Raw genomic sequence first — 14,737 nt, 5'->3', positions numbered from 1 at the left:
CTGGCCTAATGTGCAAAAGGTCAGCTACCCGCGAGCCGCGGAGGGGGTGTGCCGGGATGGGTCTCAAGACCTTCATCCAGGGGTGGCCGGTCTACCGGCAGCTCACCGGCACGGACCCGCTCGGGCGGGGCGCCGCGGCGCAGTCGGCCCGCTCGGCGGCGCTGACCGCCCGCACCGAGACCGCCGACAGCGTGGCCCGGTCGGTCTGCCCCTACTGCGCGGTGGGCTGCGGGCAGCGGGTCTACGTCTCCGACGGGCAGGTCACCCAGATCGAGGGCGACCCGGACAGCCCCATCTCCCGCGGCCGGCTCTGCCCGAAGGGCTCCGCCAGCAAGAACCTGGTGACCAGCCCCCTGCGGCAGACCAAGGTGCGCTACCGCCGGCCCTACGGCACGGAGTGGGAGGACCTGGATCTCGACGTCGCGCTCGACATGATCGCCGACCGGATCCTCGCCGCCCGCGACGAGACCTGGGAGGACGTCGACGACCAGGGCCGCCCGCTCAACCGGACGCTGGGCATCTCCAGCCTGGGCGGGGCGACCCTGGACAACGAGGAGAACTACCTCATCAAGAAGCTGTTCACGGCGATGGGGGCGCTCCAGATCGAGAACCAGGCCCGCATTTGACACTCCGCCACCGTCCCCGGTCTGGGGACCAGCTTCGGTCGCGGCGGCGCGACGGACTTCCAGCAGGACCTGATCAACGCTGACGTCATCGTCATCCAGGGCTCCAACATGGCCGAGGCCCACCCGGTGGGCTTCCAGTGGGTGATGGAGGCCAAGAAGCGCGGCGCCAAGGTCTTCCACGTGGACCCCCGGTTCACGCGGACCAGCGCGCTCGCCGACACGTACCTGCCGATCCGGGCGGGCACCGACATCGCGCTGCTCGGCGGCGTGGTGCGGTACATCCTGGAGAACGAGCTGGACTTCCGGGAGTACGTGCTGGCCTACACCAACGCCGCGACGATCATCACCGACCAGTTCGCCGACACCGAGGACCTCGACGGACTCTTCTCCGGCTACGACCCGGAACGGAACAGCTACGACCAGGGCAGCTGGAAGTACCAGGGCCACGAGCAGCAGCGTGAATCCGAGGACACGGCGAAGGAGCGGGAGACCGCGGCCCCCCTGCGGCACGAGTCGCACGGCATGCCGGTGGCCGGGACCACCCAGCGGGACGAGACGTTGCAGCACCCGCGCTGCGTCTACCAGATCCTCAAGCGGCACTTCTCCCGCTACACCCCGGAGATGGTGGCCCGGATCTGCGGCATCCCGGTGGAGAAGTTCGAGGAGCTGGCCCGCGCCTGGACGGAGAACTCGGGCCGGGAGCGGACCGGTGCGCTCGTCTACTCGGTGGGCTGGACCCAGCACAGCGTCGGCGTGCAGTACATCCGCACCGGCGCGATCATCCAGACCCTGCTCGGCAACATGGGCCGGCCGGGCGGCGGCGTCCTGGCGCTGCGCGGACACGCCAGCATCCAGGGTTCCACCGACATCCCGACCCTGTTCAACCTGCTGCCCGGCTACCTGCCGATGCCGCACCACGCCGACCACCCGACCTTCGACGAGTGGGTCGACAGCATTCGTCACCCGGGCCAGAAGGGCTTCTGGGGCAACTCCCGGGCCTTCGCGGCGAGCCTGCTCAAGGCGTACTGGGGGGACGCGGCGACGCCGGAGAACGACTTCTGCTACGGCTATCTGCCCCGGATGACCGGCGACCACGGGACGTACCAGCAGGTGCTGAACATGATCGACGGCAAGGTGAAGGGCTACTTCCTGCTCGGCCAGAACCCGGCCGTCGGCTCGGCGCACGGCCGGGCCCAGCGCCTCGGCATGGCCAACCTGGACTGGCTGGTCGTCCGCGACCTCTTCATGATCGAGAGCGCGACCTTCTGGCGGAACAGCCCGGAGATCGCCACCGGCGAGATCGTGACGGAGGAGTGCCGCACCGAGGTGTTCTTCCTGCCCGCCGCCTCGCATGTGGAGAAGGAGGGCACCTTCACCCAGACCCAGCGGTTGCTCCAGTGGCGGGAGAAGGCCGTCGAGCCGCCGGGCGACTGCCGCTCCGAGCTGTGGTTCTTCTACCACCTCGGCCGGAAGCTGCGGGAGAAGCTGGCCGGCTCCACGAAGCCCCGCGACCGGGCGCTGCTCGACCTCGCCTGGGACTACCCGACGCACGGCCCCGAGGCCGAGCCGAGCGCCGAGGCGGTGCTCAAGGAGATCAACGGCTACGAGGTGGCCACCGGCCGCCCGCTCGGAGGGTTCCCGGAGGCCAAGGACGACGGCTCCACGGCGGTCGGCTGCTGGATCTACTCCGGCGTCTACGCCGACGGCGTCAACCAGGCGGCCCGCCGCAAGTCGCGGCACGAGCAGGACTGGGTGGCCGCCGAGTGGGGCTGGGCGTGGCCGGCCAACCGGCGCATCCTCTACAACCGCGCCTCCGCCGACCCCGAGGGCCGGCCGTGGAGCGAGCGCAAGAAGTACGTCTGGTGGGACCCCGACCAGGGCGCGTGGACCGGTTACGACGTGCCGGACTTCGAGAAGACCAAACCGCCGAGCTACCGTCCGCCGGACGGCGCCTCCGGGACGGCGGGCCTCGCCGGCGACGACGCGTTCGTCATGCAGGGCGACGGCAAGGCCTGGCTGTACGCGCCCACCGGCGTGCTCGACGGGCCGCTGCCGACGCACTACGAGCCGGCCGAGTCGCCCCTGCGCAACCCGCTCTACGGGCAGCAGGCCAACCCGACCCGCAAGGTCTACACGCACCCGGTGAACCGGATGAACCCGAGCCCGCCCGAGCCGCACAGCCAGGTCTTCCCGTACGTGTTCACGGTCAGCCGGCTCACCGAGCACCACACGGCCGGCGGAATGAGCCGGACCGTGCCGCGCCTGGCCGAGCTGCAACCGGCGCTGTTCGTCGAGGTGTCCCCGGAGCTGGCCGCCGAGGTGGGGCTGGCGCACCTCGGCTGGGCGCACCTGGTCAGCGGCCGCGCCGTGATCGAGGCGCGGGTGCTGGTCACCGACCGGCTGACCCCGCTGCGGGTCGACGGCCGGACGATCCACCAGGTCTGGCTGCCGTACCACTTCGGCAGCGAGGGCCTGGTCACCGGCGACACGGTCAACGACCTGTTCGGCATCACCCTGGACCCGAACGTGCTCATCCAGGAGAGCAAGGTGGGCACCTGTGACGTGCGGCCGGGCCGGCGGCCCACCGGGCCGGCCCTGCTCGACCTGGTGGCCGACTACCAGCGCCGGGCCGGGATGACGCCGGACCGGACGGTGCCGATCGTCACCACCGGCGCGGCCGGCGAAGCCCACGAGCGGACCACCGGCGGGGCGCGGGACGGGAGCGGGGATGCCTGACGCCAACAGCCTCTACGGCCCGCTGGACCCGGCCCCGGACGCCGGCTGGGTCGATGCCGGCCCGCGGATGGGCTTCTTCACCGACACCAGCGTCTGCATCGGCTGCAAGGCCTGCGAGGTGGCCTGCAAGGAGTGGAACGGCGTCCCGGACTCGGGCTTCGACCTGCTCGGCATGTCGTACGACAACACCGGCGCGCTGACCGCCAACTCCTGGCGGCACGTCGCGTTCATCGAGCAGCCCCGCCCGGCCGGGCACCGGACACCGCCCTTCGCGGAGAACCCGACGGGGCCGCCGACCAGCGCGGAGAGCGCGGCTGCCGCCGCCGGCACGGGCACCGACACCGGCACCGTTCCGGGGCTGCCGCCGGGGCGCCCGGACGCGGCGGCGCGGATGGCGGCCGGTCCGGAGTTCCTCGGCATGCCCGGCGCCCAGCCGCCCGGGCGGGCCACCGGCGCCGAGACGCGCTCCGACTTCCGCTGGCTGATGATGTCGGACGTCTGCAAACACTGCACCCATGCCGCCTGCCTGGACGTCTGCCCGACGGGTTCGCTGTTCCGCACCGAGTTCGGCACGGTGGTGGTGCAGGAGGACATCTGCAACGGCTGCGGCTACTGCATCTCCGCGTGCCCCTACGGGGTGATCGACCAGCGCAAGGGCGACGGCCGGGCCTGGAAGTGCACGCTCTGCTACGACCGGCTGGGCGCCGGGAAGACGCCGGCCTGCGCGCAGGCCTGCCCCACCGAGTCGATCCAGTACGGTCCTCTCGACGAGCTGCGGGAACGTGCCGCCGAGCGGGTCGCCACGCTGCACCAGCGCGGCGTGCCGGAGGCCCGCCTCTACGGCCACGACCCGACCGACGGCGTCGGCGGGGACGGCGCGTTCTTCCTGCTGCTCGACGAGCCCGAGGTGTACGGCCTGCCGCCGGACCCGGTGGTCACCACCCGGGACCTGCCGAAGATGTGGAAGCGGGCCGGGCTGGCCGCCCTGGCCATGGCGGCGGCGGCCGTCGCCGCGTTCGTCGGAGGTTCATCGTGAGTCCGGACCGCCCCGCCGTCGGCGACCTGTTCCGCCGCTTCCGTGAGCGGCTCGCCGCCGATGTGCCGGCCCGCCCGGGCGAGCCGGGTGGTCACGCCCCGAAGGTGGGCGCGAACGGCAGCCGGGCGACCGGCACCGGGGCCGGCGTGGCCCGCACCGACGCGGGCGCCGCCGAGGCCGGGCTGGCGCCCCAGCCGCCCCGCGACGTCCGGCCCGCGGAACGGCGTCGGGGTCGGCGCGGGGGCGGCGGGGAGCAGCTGGCGGTGCCTCCCGCCGAGTTCACCTCGTACTACGGGCGGCCGATCCTGAAGGCGCCCGTCTGGAAGTGGGACATCGCCGCGTACCTGTTCACCGGGGGGCTCGCGGCCGGTTCGTCGCTGCTCGCGGCCGGTGGCCAGCTCACCGGCCGGCCGGCGCTGCGCCGGGCCGGCCGGGTCACCTCCCTTGCGGCGGTCAGCGCCAGCACCGTCTTCCTCGTCCGTGACCTGGGCAAGCCCAGCCGCTTCCACCACATGCTTCGGGTGGCGAAGCTGACCTCGCCGATGTCCGTGGGCACCTGGATCCTCACCACCTTCGGGCCCGCCGCCGGGATCGCCGCGGTCGCCGAGGCCGCGCCCTGGCTGCCCGAGCGGGGCGTGCTCGGGCTCGGGCGGAAGCTGCTGCCGCCGGCCGGGAACGCCGCCGGGCTGGTCGCTGCGGTCACCGCGCCCGCCCTGGCCACGTACACGGGGGTGCTGCTGGCCGACACGGCGGTGCCGTCCTGGCACGAGGCGTACCCGGAACTGCCGGTCGTCTTCGCGGGCAGCGCGCTGGCCAGCGGCGCCGGCGTGGGGCTGCTGGCCGCGCCCACCGGCCAGGCCGGGCCGGCGCGGCGTCTCGCCGTCGCCGGCGCGGCCCTGGAGCTGTGGGGCTCGCACCGGGTGGAGAACCGGCTGGGCCTGCTCAGCGAGCCCTACACGACGGGCACCGCCGGGAGGCTGCTGCGCGCCGGGCGGACGCTCACCGCCGCCGGGGTGGCCGGCGCCCTGGTCGGGCGGCGCAGCCGGATGCTGTCGGCCCTGTCCGGCGGCGCGCTGCTCGCCGCGTCCGTCTGCACCCGGTTCGGCATCTTCCACGGCGGGGTGGCCTCGGCGCGGGATCCCAAGTACACCGTCGTGCCGCAGCGGGAACGCGCGCAGCGGCGGGCAAGCCAGCAACCACACGTCAACGGGCCGGGCGCCGGCCCGAACGGGGGATAGGCAGGACAGGCGCCGGGCCCATGAGCCGATACGGGGGTACCGCTCATGGCCACAACAGCCGCTCGTTCGCGGGGGAATCCACCACCGACCCGGGGCCGCTGGGGCCTCGTGATCGCTGCCGTCCTCGTCCAGCTCGCGCTGGGCGCCGTCTACGCCTGGAGTGTGTTCAACAAGCCGCTCCAGGACGAGTTCGGATGGAGCAAGGCCGAGGTGGTGCTGCCCTTCGAGGTGGCGATCGGAACGATCTTCATCGGCAGCCTGGTGGGTGGGCGTATCCAGGACCGGCGCGGGCCGCGGCCGGTGGCCCTGGGCGGCGGGATCCTCTACGCCGTCGGGACCATGCTCGCGTCGCTGGTGTCGTCGAGCGACCAGCTGTGGCTGCTGCTGCTCACCTACGGCGTGCTGGGCGGCATCGGGCTCGGCGCCGCGTACATCACACCGATCGCCATGCTCAGCAAGTGGTTCCCGGACAAGCGCGGGCTCATCACCGGGATCGCCGTCGCCGGCTTCGGGTTCGGTGCGGTGATCACCGCACCGGTGGCGAAGGGCCTGCTGGCCGGCACCGACCACAAGACCAGCGTCTTCCTGCCGCTGGGCATCGCCTACCTGGTGGCGGTGCTGCTCGGGGCGTCGTTCTTCCGGGACCCGCCGGCCGGCTACCAGGTGCCGGGCTTCACGCCGGCGGTCGGCGGCCGGGCCGTCGCCGGAACCCGGGTCTACACCTTCGGCGAGGCCCTGCGCACCCGGCAGTGGTACCTGCTCACGCTGATCCTCACGCTCAACGTGACCTGCGGCATCGCGCTCATCTCGCAGGCCGCGGACGCCGCGCAGACGGTCGCCGGGGTCGGCGCCGCGACGGCCGCCGGGATGGTCGGCGTCCTGGGCCTGTTCAACGGTGGCGGGCGGGTGGCGTGGGCGTGGCTGTCCGACCGGGTCGGCCGGATGCCGGCGTTCATCGGCATGCTCGCCCTCCAGGGCGTCTGCTTCCTGATCCTGCCGCACGCCTCCGCGTTCTGGCTCTTCGCCGTCCTCGCCGCCCTGGTCTACCTCGCCTACGGCGGCGGCTTCGGCACCATGCCGGCGACCGCGGCGGATTACTTCGGCACGCCGAACGCCGGCGCCATCTACGGGGCGATGATCGTGGCGTGGAGCATCGGCGGTGTCGTGGGCCCGCTGCTCACCTCGCTGCTCTACGAGGCCAGCGGCAAGAGCTACACCCTGCCCTTCACGGTCATCGGCATCCTGGCGTTCGTGGCGCTGGTGCTCCCGCCGATCACCCGGCTGCCCACCGCTCCCGGCAAGCCGCGGCCCCACTTCCAGACGCCCGGGCCCTGATCCGGTCCTCCCCGGGCGGCCGGAGATCAGGTGTGGTTAAGTGCTCGTGGAGGCGTTCAGGCGGCTGGTGCCCCTCCCGGTCTTCAAAACCGGTGTGGTCCGGGACCCGGGCCAGGCGGGTTCGATTCCCGTCCGTCTCCGCCAAGCCGTTCCCTGGGAGACCCGATGCGTGACGTGGACCCGCGGCGGCGGGTGCCGCGCACCGACGCGCTGCTCGCCGACCCGGCGCTGGCCGCCGCGGCCGGCACGCTCGGCCGCGACCGGGTCAAGGCCGCGATCGTCCGGGCCCAGGGCCGGGCCCGCGCCGGCCAGCTCACTCCCGAGCAGGTACGCGACGCCGCGCTGGCCGACCTGCCCGCGCCGGCGCCCCGGGCGGTGCTCAACGCCACCGGCGTCGTGCTGCACACCAACCTCGGGCGGGCCCCGCTGGCGGCCGCTGCCGTCGATGCCCTGGTGGCCGCCGCCGGGCACACCGACGTGGAACTCGACCTGCGTACCGGGCGGCGGGCCCGGCGTGGCCGGGAGGCCCTCGACGCGCTCGCCGCCGCCGTGCCCGAGGCGCCGGCCGTGCACGTCGTCAACAACGGGGCGGCCGCCCTGGTGCTGGCCGCCACGGCGCTCGCCGCGGACCGGGAGATCGTGGTCAGCCGCGGCGAACTCGTCGAGATCGGCGACGGGTTCCGCCTGCCCGACCTGCTGGAGAGCACCGGGGCCCGGCTGCGCGAGGTGGGCACCACCAACCGCACCGCCCTGGCCGACTACGCCGCCGCGGTCGGCCCGCGCACCGGGTTCGTGCTCAAGGTGCACCCGTCGAACTTCCGGGTCACCGGCTTCACCTCCACCGTGCCGGTCGGGGAGCTGGCCACCCTCGGCGTACCGGTGGTCGCCGACATCGGCTCCGGGCTGCTCGCGCCCGACCCGTTGCTGCCCGACGAGCCGGACGCCGCGACCACGCTGCGCGCCGGTGCGCACCTCGTCACGGCCAGCGGCGACAAGCTGCTCGGCGGGCCGCAGGCCGGGCTGCTGCTCGGCGCGGCCGACCTGGTCGAGCGGCTGCGCCGGCACCCCCTGGCGCGGGCGCTGCGGGTCGACAAGCTGACCCTGGCCGCGCTCGCCGCCACCCTGCACGCGCCGACCACCCCGACCCGGGAGGCCCTGCACGCCGAGCCGGGGGCACTGCGCGCCCGCACCGAACGGCTGCGCGACCGGCTCGGCGAGGACGGCTGCAAGGCCGAGGTGGTGCCCAGCGCGGCGGTGGTCGGCGGCGGCGGCGCCCCCGGGGTCGAACTCGACTCGTGGGCGCTGAGCCTGCCCGAGCGGTACGCCGAGCCGCTGCGCACCGGCGCGCCGCCGATCCTCGGCCGGGTGCTGCACGGCCGGCTCCTGCTCGACCTGCGCTGCGTGCCCGCCGCCGCGGACCCGGACGTGCGGGCGGCGATCCTGCGGGTCGGGGCCTGACCGTGTGGGTGGTGGCCACCGCGGGGCACGTCGACCACGGCAAGTCCACGCTGGTCCGGGCGCTGACCGGGATGGAACCCGACCGGTGGGCGGAGGAGCGCCGCCGGGGCATGACCATCGACCTCGGCTTCGCCTGGACCACCCTGCCCGCCGGCGGCACCGTCGCGTTCGTCGACGTGCCCGGGCACGAGCGGTTCGTGCCGAACATGCTGGCGGGCGTCGGGCCCGTCCCGGCCGCGCTGGTCGTGGTCGGCGCCGACGAGGGCTGGATGCCGCAGTCCGCCGAACACCTGGCCGCGCTGGACGCGCTCGGGGTGTCCCACGGGCTGCTCGCGGTGACCCGCGCGGACCTGGCCGACCCGGGGCCGGCGCTGGCCCGGGCGCGGGAGGAGATCGCCGCGACCTCCCTCGGCGCGGTGGAGGCGGTGCCGGTCAGCGCGGTCACCGGTGCGGGCCTGCCCGAGCTGCGGGCCGCGCTGGACCGGCTGGTCGCCCGGCTGCCCGACCCGGCCGCCGACGCCCCGGTCCGGCTCTGGGTGGACCGCTCGTTCACGGTCCGCGGCAGCGGCACGGTGGTCACGGGCACCCTCGGCGCCGGCCGGCTGCGCGTCGGCGACACGCTCGAACTCGCCGCCACGGGGGAACCGGTGCGGGTCCGCGGCCTGCACGCGTTGAACACCGCCCGCGCCGAGGTGGGCGCCGTGGCGCGGGTGGCGGTGAACCTGCGCGGGCTGCCCCGCGACCGGGTGGCCCGCGGCGACGCCCTGCTCAGCCCCGGCCGGTTCCGCGGCACCGACCTGCTCGACGTCCGGCTCGCCGGTGATCCGGCCGCCGACCTGCCGCCCACCCTCACCCTGCACGTGGGCTCGGCCGCCGTGCCGGCCCGGGTCCGCCCGCTCGGGCCGGACACCGTCCGGCTCCGGCTGGCCCGCCCGCTGCCGCTGGTGATCGGCGACCGGGCGCTGCTGCGCGACCCCGGCCGGCACCACGTCAGCGGCGGGGTGACCGTGCTGGACGTGGACCCGCCGCCGCTGCGGCGCCGGGGCGCGGCCGCCGCCCGCGCCATCGTGCTGGCGGGGCTGGACGGCCGGCCCGACCTGGCGGGGGAGCTGCGCCGGCGGCGCCTCGTGCGGGCCGGCGAGCTGACCCGGATGGGCGTGCCGGCCACCGCCGCGCCGGTCGCCGGGGACTGGCTCGCCGACCCGGACCACTGGCGGGAGCTGGGCCGCCGGCTCACCGAGGAGGTCGCCCGGTACGCCCGCGAGCAACCCCTGGCGGCCGGCGTGCCGGTCGACGTGCTGCGGCACCGCCTCGACCTGCCCGACCGGGCGCTCGTGGAGGCGCTGCTGCGCCCGCCGCTGCGGCTGCGGGCCGGCCGGGTCACCGCCACCGCGGCGGACACGCTGCCCGAACCCGTGGCGCGGGCGGTGGCCCGGGTCCGCGCCGAGTACGGCGACCGCCCCTTCCAGGCCCCCGAGACGCACCGCCTCGCCGACTTCGGCCTGGGCCCCCGCGAGATCGGGGCGGCCGTGCGTGCCGGCGCCCTGCTGAAGCTCGCCGACAACGTGGTGCTGCTGCCCGGCGCGCTGGACGACGCGGTGCGGGTGCTCGCCGGGCTGTCGCAGCCGTTCACGCTCAGCGCGGCCCGGCAGGCCCTGGACACCACCCGGCGCGTGGCGGTGCCGCTGCTGGAACTGCTCGACCGCCGCGGCGCCACGCGCCGGCTGCCCGACGACGCCCGCGAGGTGGTCCACCCTCCCGGGTGAGCCAAGCGGCACCGGCAGCCGCACCCGGTCACCTACGGTGACGCCATGGACCCTTCGGCGGTCTGGCGGGACAGGAACCACCGGTGGCGCATCGAGGCGTACCGGGCACCGGACCTGCGGTTCGCCGTCTTCGCCACGAACGGCACCACCGAGTCGGCGCCGCTGTGGCTGTTCGGAATGGGTGCGCTGGCCCGGTGGCTCATGACGCACGCGATCTCCCTGGACGACCTGGAGACCGACTGATGGCCGAACAGCTCGCCCTGGTGCTGGTCCTGGTGCTGGTGAACGCGGCGCTGTCCGGCAGCGAGATGGCCATCGTGACGCTGCGCGAGGGGCAGCTGCGGCGGCTGGGCCGCGCGGGGCGCAGCGGGGCGCGGCTGATTCGGCTGGCCCGGGAGCCGAACCGCTACCTGGCCACCATCCAGCTCGGCATCACCCTGGCCGGTTTCCTCGCCTCGGCGGCCGCCGCCGTGTCGCTGGCGGAGCCGCTCGTCGGGCCGCTGGGCTTCCTCGGCCGGGCCGCCCGCCCGGTGGCCGTGGTGCTGGTGACCGTGGTGCTGACCTTCGTGACGCTGGTCGTCGGTGAGCTGGCCCCGAAGCGGCTGGCCATGCAGGCGACGGAACGCTGGGCGCTGCTCAGCGCCGCGCCGCTGGACGTGCTGGCCCGGATCTCCCGCCCGGCGGTGTGGCTGCTCAGCCGGGCCACCGACCTGCTCGTCCGGTTGGCCGGCGGCGATCCCCGGGCCAACCGGCAGGAGATGACCGAGGACGAGCTGCGCGAGATGCTGGTCAGCCAGCGCGGGCTCTCCGCGCAGCAGCGGGAGATCCTGGCCGGGGCGTTCGACATCGCCGGCCGTACCCTGCGGGAGATCCTGGTGGCCCGCCGCGACGTGACGTTCCTGCCGGCGGAGCTGACCGCGGCGGAGGCGATGCGCCGGCTGGCGGCCACCGGCCGCTCCCGGGCGCCGGTGACGGGCCCCGGCGGGCTGGACGACGTGCGCGGCGTGGTCCACATCCGCGACCTGGTCGACGCCGACGGCGCCGCCGTGGGGGACCGCGCCCGCACGCCCGTGCTGCTGCCCGGCACGCTGCCGGTGGCCGACGCCATGCGGCAGCTGCGCCAGCGCCACGAGCAGCTCGCCCTGGTGATCGACGAGTACGGCGGCGTGGACGGCCTGGTCACCATGGAGGATCTGCTCGAGGAGGTCGTCGGCGAGCTGTACGACGAGACCGACCGGGACGTGCGGGAGGCGGTCCGGGAGCCGGACGGCGCCCTGCTGCTGCCCGGCGACTTCCCGCTGCACGACCTGCCCGACGCGGGCGTGCAGCTGACCTTCCCGCTGACCCGGGAGTACACGACCGTCGCGGGGCTGGTGCTGGCCGGGCTCGGTCACCTGCCCGCCGGGCCGGGGGAGCGGATCCGGCTGCCCGGGCTCACCGTCGAGGTGGTCGAGGTCGTGGACCGGGCGATCCGCCGGGTACGCCTGCGCGGTCCGGCCGCGGGCTGCCGGGCGGAGTGACCACCCGACCGGGGGACAAGCGGGCGAAACCGGCCGTCCGGGGCCGCGGGCGGCCGTAGCGTCTCCGAACGTGAAGGACCGAGGACTGCGGACGTTCGTCACCGTGCTCGCCGGGCTGGCCGTGATCTACTTCGGCGCCACCGGCCATCGCAGCAGCGGCGGGGAGGGCGGGGGCATCTCCGGCGGCGTGGTGCTGCTGGCGCTGCTCGCCTCGGCGCTCGCCTGGAACCTGACCAAGCCCGGGCCGGCGAAGTGAGGCCCGGGCGGCTCAGCGGGCCGCCGCGGTCCGGCTGACCTCCCCGGCCGACTCCTCGCCGAGCGCCACCCGCACCAGGGCCGACGCCAGCCGCCCGAAGTCGGCCTCGCCGACCAGCCGGGCGAGGCCGCCGGTGTTCCCGGGTAGGCCCAGCCGGCGCGCGCCGGCCAGGGTGCGCCGGTCGGCGTAGGGGCGCACGTCCGGCCAGACGGCCTGCGCCTCGCGGAGGAAGATGTCCGCGCCGGTCGGGCCGATGCCGGGGAACTCGGTGAGCAGCCGGCGGAGCACCCCGCGGTCGCCGTCGGCCTCCTTGTGCATCCGGCGCAGGTCCCCGTGCCACCGGTCCAGGCAGAGCCGCGCCCCGGTGCCGAGCATGGTGGCGGTCCGCTCGTCGTAGCGCCGGTAGTGGCCGCGGCCGAGCGCGTCGACCCGGTCCTGCCAGCTCGCCGCCTCCATGGCCTGCGGGGTGCGCCAGCCGGCGGCGAACAGCTCGCGGGCCGCGGCGATCGCCACGCACGCCCGGATCCGGGTGCTCAGCAGCGTGGTGAGCACCAGCAGCTGGTAGAGCGGGCCCGGCCGGTCGGCGAGGCCGATCCCGGCCTCCTCCGCGTAGGTGCGGGACTGCCGGTCCAGCAGGGCCCGGGCCACGTTCCGATCGTCTGGCATCCGGTGGGGATACCCGCCCGCTGCCGGACCAGACGCCCCACGGCCGGGCCGGAATGTGCCCGGCGGCGGCGGGTACCCAGCGCAGGTGCGCGGCCCACGCCGTGCGCCGCCACCGGAAGGAGAGACCTGTGGTCAAGCCGCAGCAGGAGGAACTGCGCCGCAACGACAAGGGCGCGACCAGCCAGGACAGCCGGGAACTCATTCCACAGTCCGGGAGCCGAGGGCCCCACGGCAAGGGCGGCAGCTCGAACGCGGACGTCGGCCGGCCGGTCCCGAAGGGACAGGTGTCGCCGTACGGCCCGGCCGGCGAGCCGGTGGCCGACGACGAGAGCGACCGGCGGGGCTGACTCAGCCCCGCCGCGACGGCGGTCGCAGCCTCCGCCAGGTGGCTGCGACCGCCGCTCCGTACGCGAGGTGGGGCACCACGTCGGACACCCAGTCCTTGGTACTCCAGGTGCGCGGGTCGCTGATGCGCAGGGCGGCCAGCGAACCGTCGGAGGTGGCCATGACCCCGCCGCCGAGCATCCCCACGGCCAGCGGCAGCGGGATCCGGCGGCGGGCGGCCAGGAGGCCGAAGAGCGCACCGGCGGCGATGCCGGTGCCGTAGCCGATGATCGACCCGACGCCGGTACGGCGGCTGGCCGCCTTCTCCGCGGGCCCGAGGTCCACGTGCGCCGCGTCGGCCAGCTTCCCGGCGGTCTGCTCCGGGGTGCTGCTCGCCGGCCGTCCGCGCAGCGTCATGTCGAGGAAGGTGACGACGTTCAAGGCCGCGCTGCCGACGGCGCCCGCGATGGCGCCGTCGACGACGGGAGCGGCCCTCACTTCGGGTCGCCCGGCTCGCGCTCGCCCTTGGGCCCGAACGTCCGTTCGCCCCGCACGACGCCCCGCTGGCCGCGGTCGTCCTGGAGGATCCGGTTCGCGACCTGGTTCGCCTCCTGGTCGGCGGCCCGCCCGGACTGCTCGATCACATCCCGCAGCCGCGCCCGTTCCTTGTCGTACGCGTTGCTGCCCGGCCGTGGTCCTGGCATCGCTGCCTCCTCCGGTCGCTGTGGCTGACCGTACCGTCTACCCGCCGGGGCCCCCGCCAACCGTTCACCCGGGGGCGCGGACCACCGCCACCGGACAGTCGGCGCGGTGCAGCACTCCCTGGCTCACCGAGCCGAGCAGCAGGCCGGTCAGCTCGCCCCGGCCCCGCCGGCCGACGACCAGCAGCTGGGCCTCGCGGGAGGCCTCGACGAGCGCGGCGACCGGCCGGGCGTGCACCACGGCCCGCGTGACCGGCACCCCGGGGCGGCGCTCGGCCAGCCCGCGGAGGGACTCGGCCAGCACCCGGTCCTCCTCGCCGCGCAGCTCGCTCTCCTCGTACACCAGCGGTTGCATGTCGCCGGGGCCGCTGGAGGCCGGGTGGGTGTAGGCGAGCACGGTGTGCAGCCGGGTCCCGCGGACCGCAGCCTCCTCGGCGGCGAAGTCCACCGCGGCGTGGGACAGGGTCGAGCCGTCCACCCCGACCACCACGGGGCCGGTGGCCCGCGGCGAGCCACGGGCGACCAGGACCGGGCAGTCGGCGTACGAGGCGACCTGGATCGCGACCGAGCCGACCACCAGCGCGGCGAAGCCGCCCAGGCCCCGGTCGCCCAGCACGATCATCGCGGCGGTCGGGGACTCGCCGAGCAGCACGGCGGCGGCCTCCCCGTCGATGATCTCGCCGGAGACCCGCAGCCCGGGCGCGGCCGACTCGGCCTCGGCGACCGCCGCGGCGACCAGTTCCTCGGCCTGCTGCCGCAGTCCGCTTCCGGGTGGCGCCCCGGCCGGCGCCGACACGGGTACGCGCAGCAGCGGCCAGATGAAGCCGTGCACCACCCGCAGCGGCCGCTCCCGCCGCGCCGCCTCCTGCGCCGCCAGCCGCACGGCCTTGAGTGCCGGCTTCGAGCCGTCCACCCCGACCACCACCGCCGCGCCGTTCGCCGAGTTCACGCCGTACCTCCTCGCCGTCGGCGCCCGCGGCCAGTATCGCGGCCGGCGGCCCGTCGCCGAGGCGATACCGCGCGAGCCGGCCCGTGGGTACGCTGGCGGCCAGCGCCGAGAAAGGGAGTCTCGTCG

The 14,737-nt window shown here is 75.4% G+C and carries 14 protein-coding genes and 1 tRNA gene; 11 read left to right on the top strand and 4 right to left on the bottom strand.

Annotation, left to right across the window (positions count from 1 at the left end; translation table 11 throughout):
• Positions 1 to 56: 56 nt before the first annotated feature.
• From fdh to GCE86_RS11430, 10 genes are all read left to right on the top strand, one after another.
• Positions 57 to 3,362, top strand: coding sequence for a formate dehydrogenase (fdh, locus tag GCE86_RS11475; RefSeq protein WP_275587131.1), 3,306 nt, complete (start codon positions 57 to 59; stop codon positions 3,360 to 3,362).
• Positions 3,355 to 4,398, top strand: coding sequence for a 4Fe-4S dicluster domain-containing protein (locus GCE86_RS11470; RefSeq protein WP_154226935.1), 1,044 nt, complete (start codon positions 3,355 to 3,357; stop codon positions 4,396 to 4,398). The genes fdh and GCE86_RS11470 overlap by 8 nt, the downstream gene beginning before the upstream one ends.
• Complete coding sequence (gene nrfD / locus GCE86_RS11465) at positions 4,395 to 5,636, top strand: NrfD/PsrC family molybdoenzyme membrane anchor subunit (protein WP_154226934.1); 1,242 nt, start codon at positions 4,395 to 4,397, stop codon at positions 5,634 to 5,636. Before GCE86_RS11470 ends, nrfD begins: the two co-directional genes overlap by 4 nt.
• Positions 5,637 to 5,744: 108 nt before the next feature.
• Complete coding sequence (locus tag GCE86_RS11460; protein WP_204342142.1) at positions 5,745 to 6,971, top strand: L-lactate MFS transporter; 1,227 nt, start codon at positions 5,745 to 5,747, stop codon at positions 6,969 to 6,971.
• Positions 6,972 to 7,019: 48 nt separating this feature from the next.
• Positions 7,020 to 7,115, top strand: a tRNA-Sec gene (locus tag GCE86_RS11455).
• A gap of 21 nt (positions 7,116 to 7,136) precedes the next feature.
• The gene (selA, locus tag GCE86_RS11450) at positions 7,137 to 8,429 is read left to right on the top strand and encodes an L-seryl-tRNA(Sec) selenium transferase (RefSeq protein ID WP_154226932.1); all 1,293 of its coding nucleotides are present in this window, start codon (positions 7,137 to 7,139) and stop codon (positions 8,427 to 8,429) included.
• Between the two features lie 2 nt (positions 8,430 to 8,431).
• Positions 8,432 to 10,195: a selenocysteine-specific translation elongation factor gene (gene selB, locus GCE86_RS11445; protein WP_154226931.1), complete on the top strand. Its 1,764-nt coding sequence runs from the start codon at positions 8,432 to 8,434 to the stop codon at positions 10,193 to 10,195.
• 45 nt (positions 10,196 to 10,240) lie between these two features.
• Complete coding sequence (locus GCE86_RS11440; protein ID WP_154226930.1) at positions 10,241 to 10,438, top strand: hypothetical protein; 198 nt, start codon at positions 10,241 to 10,243, stop codon at positions 10,436 to 10,438.
• Positions 10,438 to 11,715 (top strand): hemolysin family protein, encoded by a 1,278-nt coding sequence (locus GCE86_RS11435; protein WP_154226929.1) that lies wholly within the window; start codon positions 10,438 to 10,440, stop codon positions 11,713 to 11,715. The genes GCE86_RS11440 and GCE86_RS11435 overlap by 1 nt, the downstream gene beginning before the upstream one ends.
• A 70-nt stretch (positions 11,716 to 11,785) precedes the next feature.
• On the top strand, positions 11,786 to 11,971 hold the full coding sequence (locus tag GCE86_RS11430) for a hypothetical protein (RefSeq protein ID WP_154226928.1): 186 nt from the start codon (positions 11,786 to 11,788) through the stop codon (positions 11,969 to 11,971).
• 12 nt (positions 11,972 to 11,983) lie between these two features.
• Here GCE86_RS11430 and GCE86_RS11425 read toward each other — a convergent pair whose 3' ends face one another.
• The gene (locus GCE86_RS11425) at positions 11,984 to 12,637 is read right to left on the bottom strand and encodes an HhH-GDP family DNA glycosylase (protein ID WP_154226927.1); all 654 of its coding nucleotides are present in this window, start codon (positions 12,635 to 12,637) and stop codon (positions 11,984 to 11,986) included.
• A gap of 128 nt (positions 12,638 to 12,765) precedes the next feature.
• On the opposite strand from GCE86_RS11425, the gene GCE86_RS11420 reads away from it, so the two are divergent.
• Positions 12,766 to 12,984 (top strand): hypothetical protein, encoded by a 219-nt coding sequence (locus GCE86_RS11420; protein ID WP_154226926.1) that lies wholly within the window; start codon positions 12,766 to 12,768, stop codon positions 12,982 to 12,984.
• A gap of 1 nt (position 12,985) precedes the next feature.
• On the opposite strand, the gene GCE86_RS11415 is transcribed toward GCE86_RS11420, so the two are convergent.
• The 3 genes from GCE86_RS11415 to GCE86_RS11405 all read right to left on the bottom strand — a co-directional run bounded on the left by GCE86_RS11415 (position 12,986) and on the right by GCE86_RS11405 (position 14,611).
• Entirely contained in the window at positions 12,986 to 13,459 is a 474-nt protein-coding gene (locus GCE86_RS11415) for a hypothetical protein (protein WP_154226925.1), read from the bottom strand.
• Positions 13,456 to 13,665: a phosphatidylethanolamine-binding protein gene (locus GCE86_RS11410; RefSeq protein WP_091258078.1), complete on the bottom strand. Its 210-nt coding sequence runs from the start codon at positions 13,663 to 13,665 to the stop codon at positions 13,456 to 13,458. The genes GCE86_RS11415 and GCE86_RS11410 overlap by 4 nt, the downstream gene beginning before the upstream one ends.
• A gap of 64 nt (positions 13,666 to 13,729) precedes the next feature.
• Positions 13,730 to 14,611 (bottom strand): universal stress protein, encoded by an 882-nt coding sequence (locus tag GCE86_RS11405; RefSeq protein WP_154226924.1) that lies wholly within the window; start codon positions 14,609 to 14,611, stop codon positions 13,730 to 13,732.
• Between the last annotated feature and the right edge of the window lie 126 nt (positions 14,612 to 14,737).

Source organism: Micromonospora terminaliae (assembly GCF_009671205.1).
GTDB classification, from domain to species: domain Bacteria; phylum Actinomycetota; class Actinomycetes; order Mycobacteriales; family Micromonosporaceae; genus Micromonospora; species Micromonospora terminaliae.
This window is presented reverse-complemented; position numbering and strand designations above follow the sequence as displayed.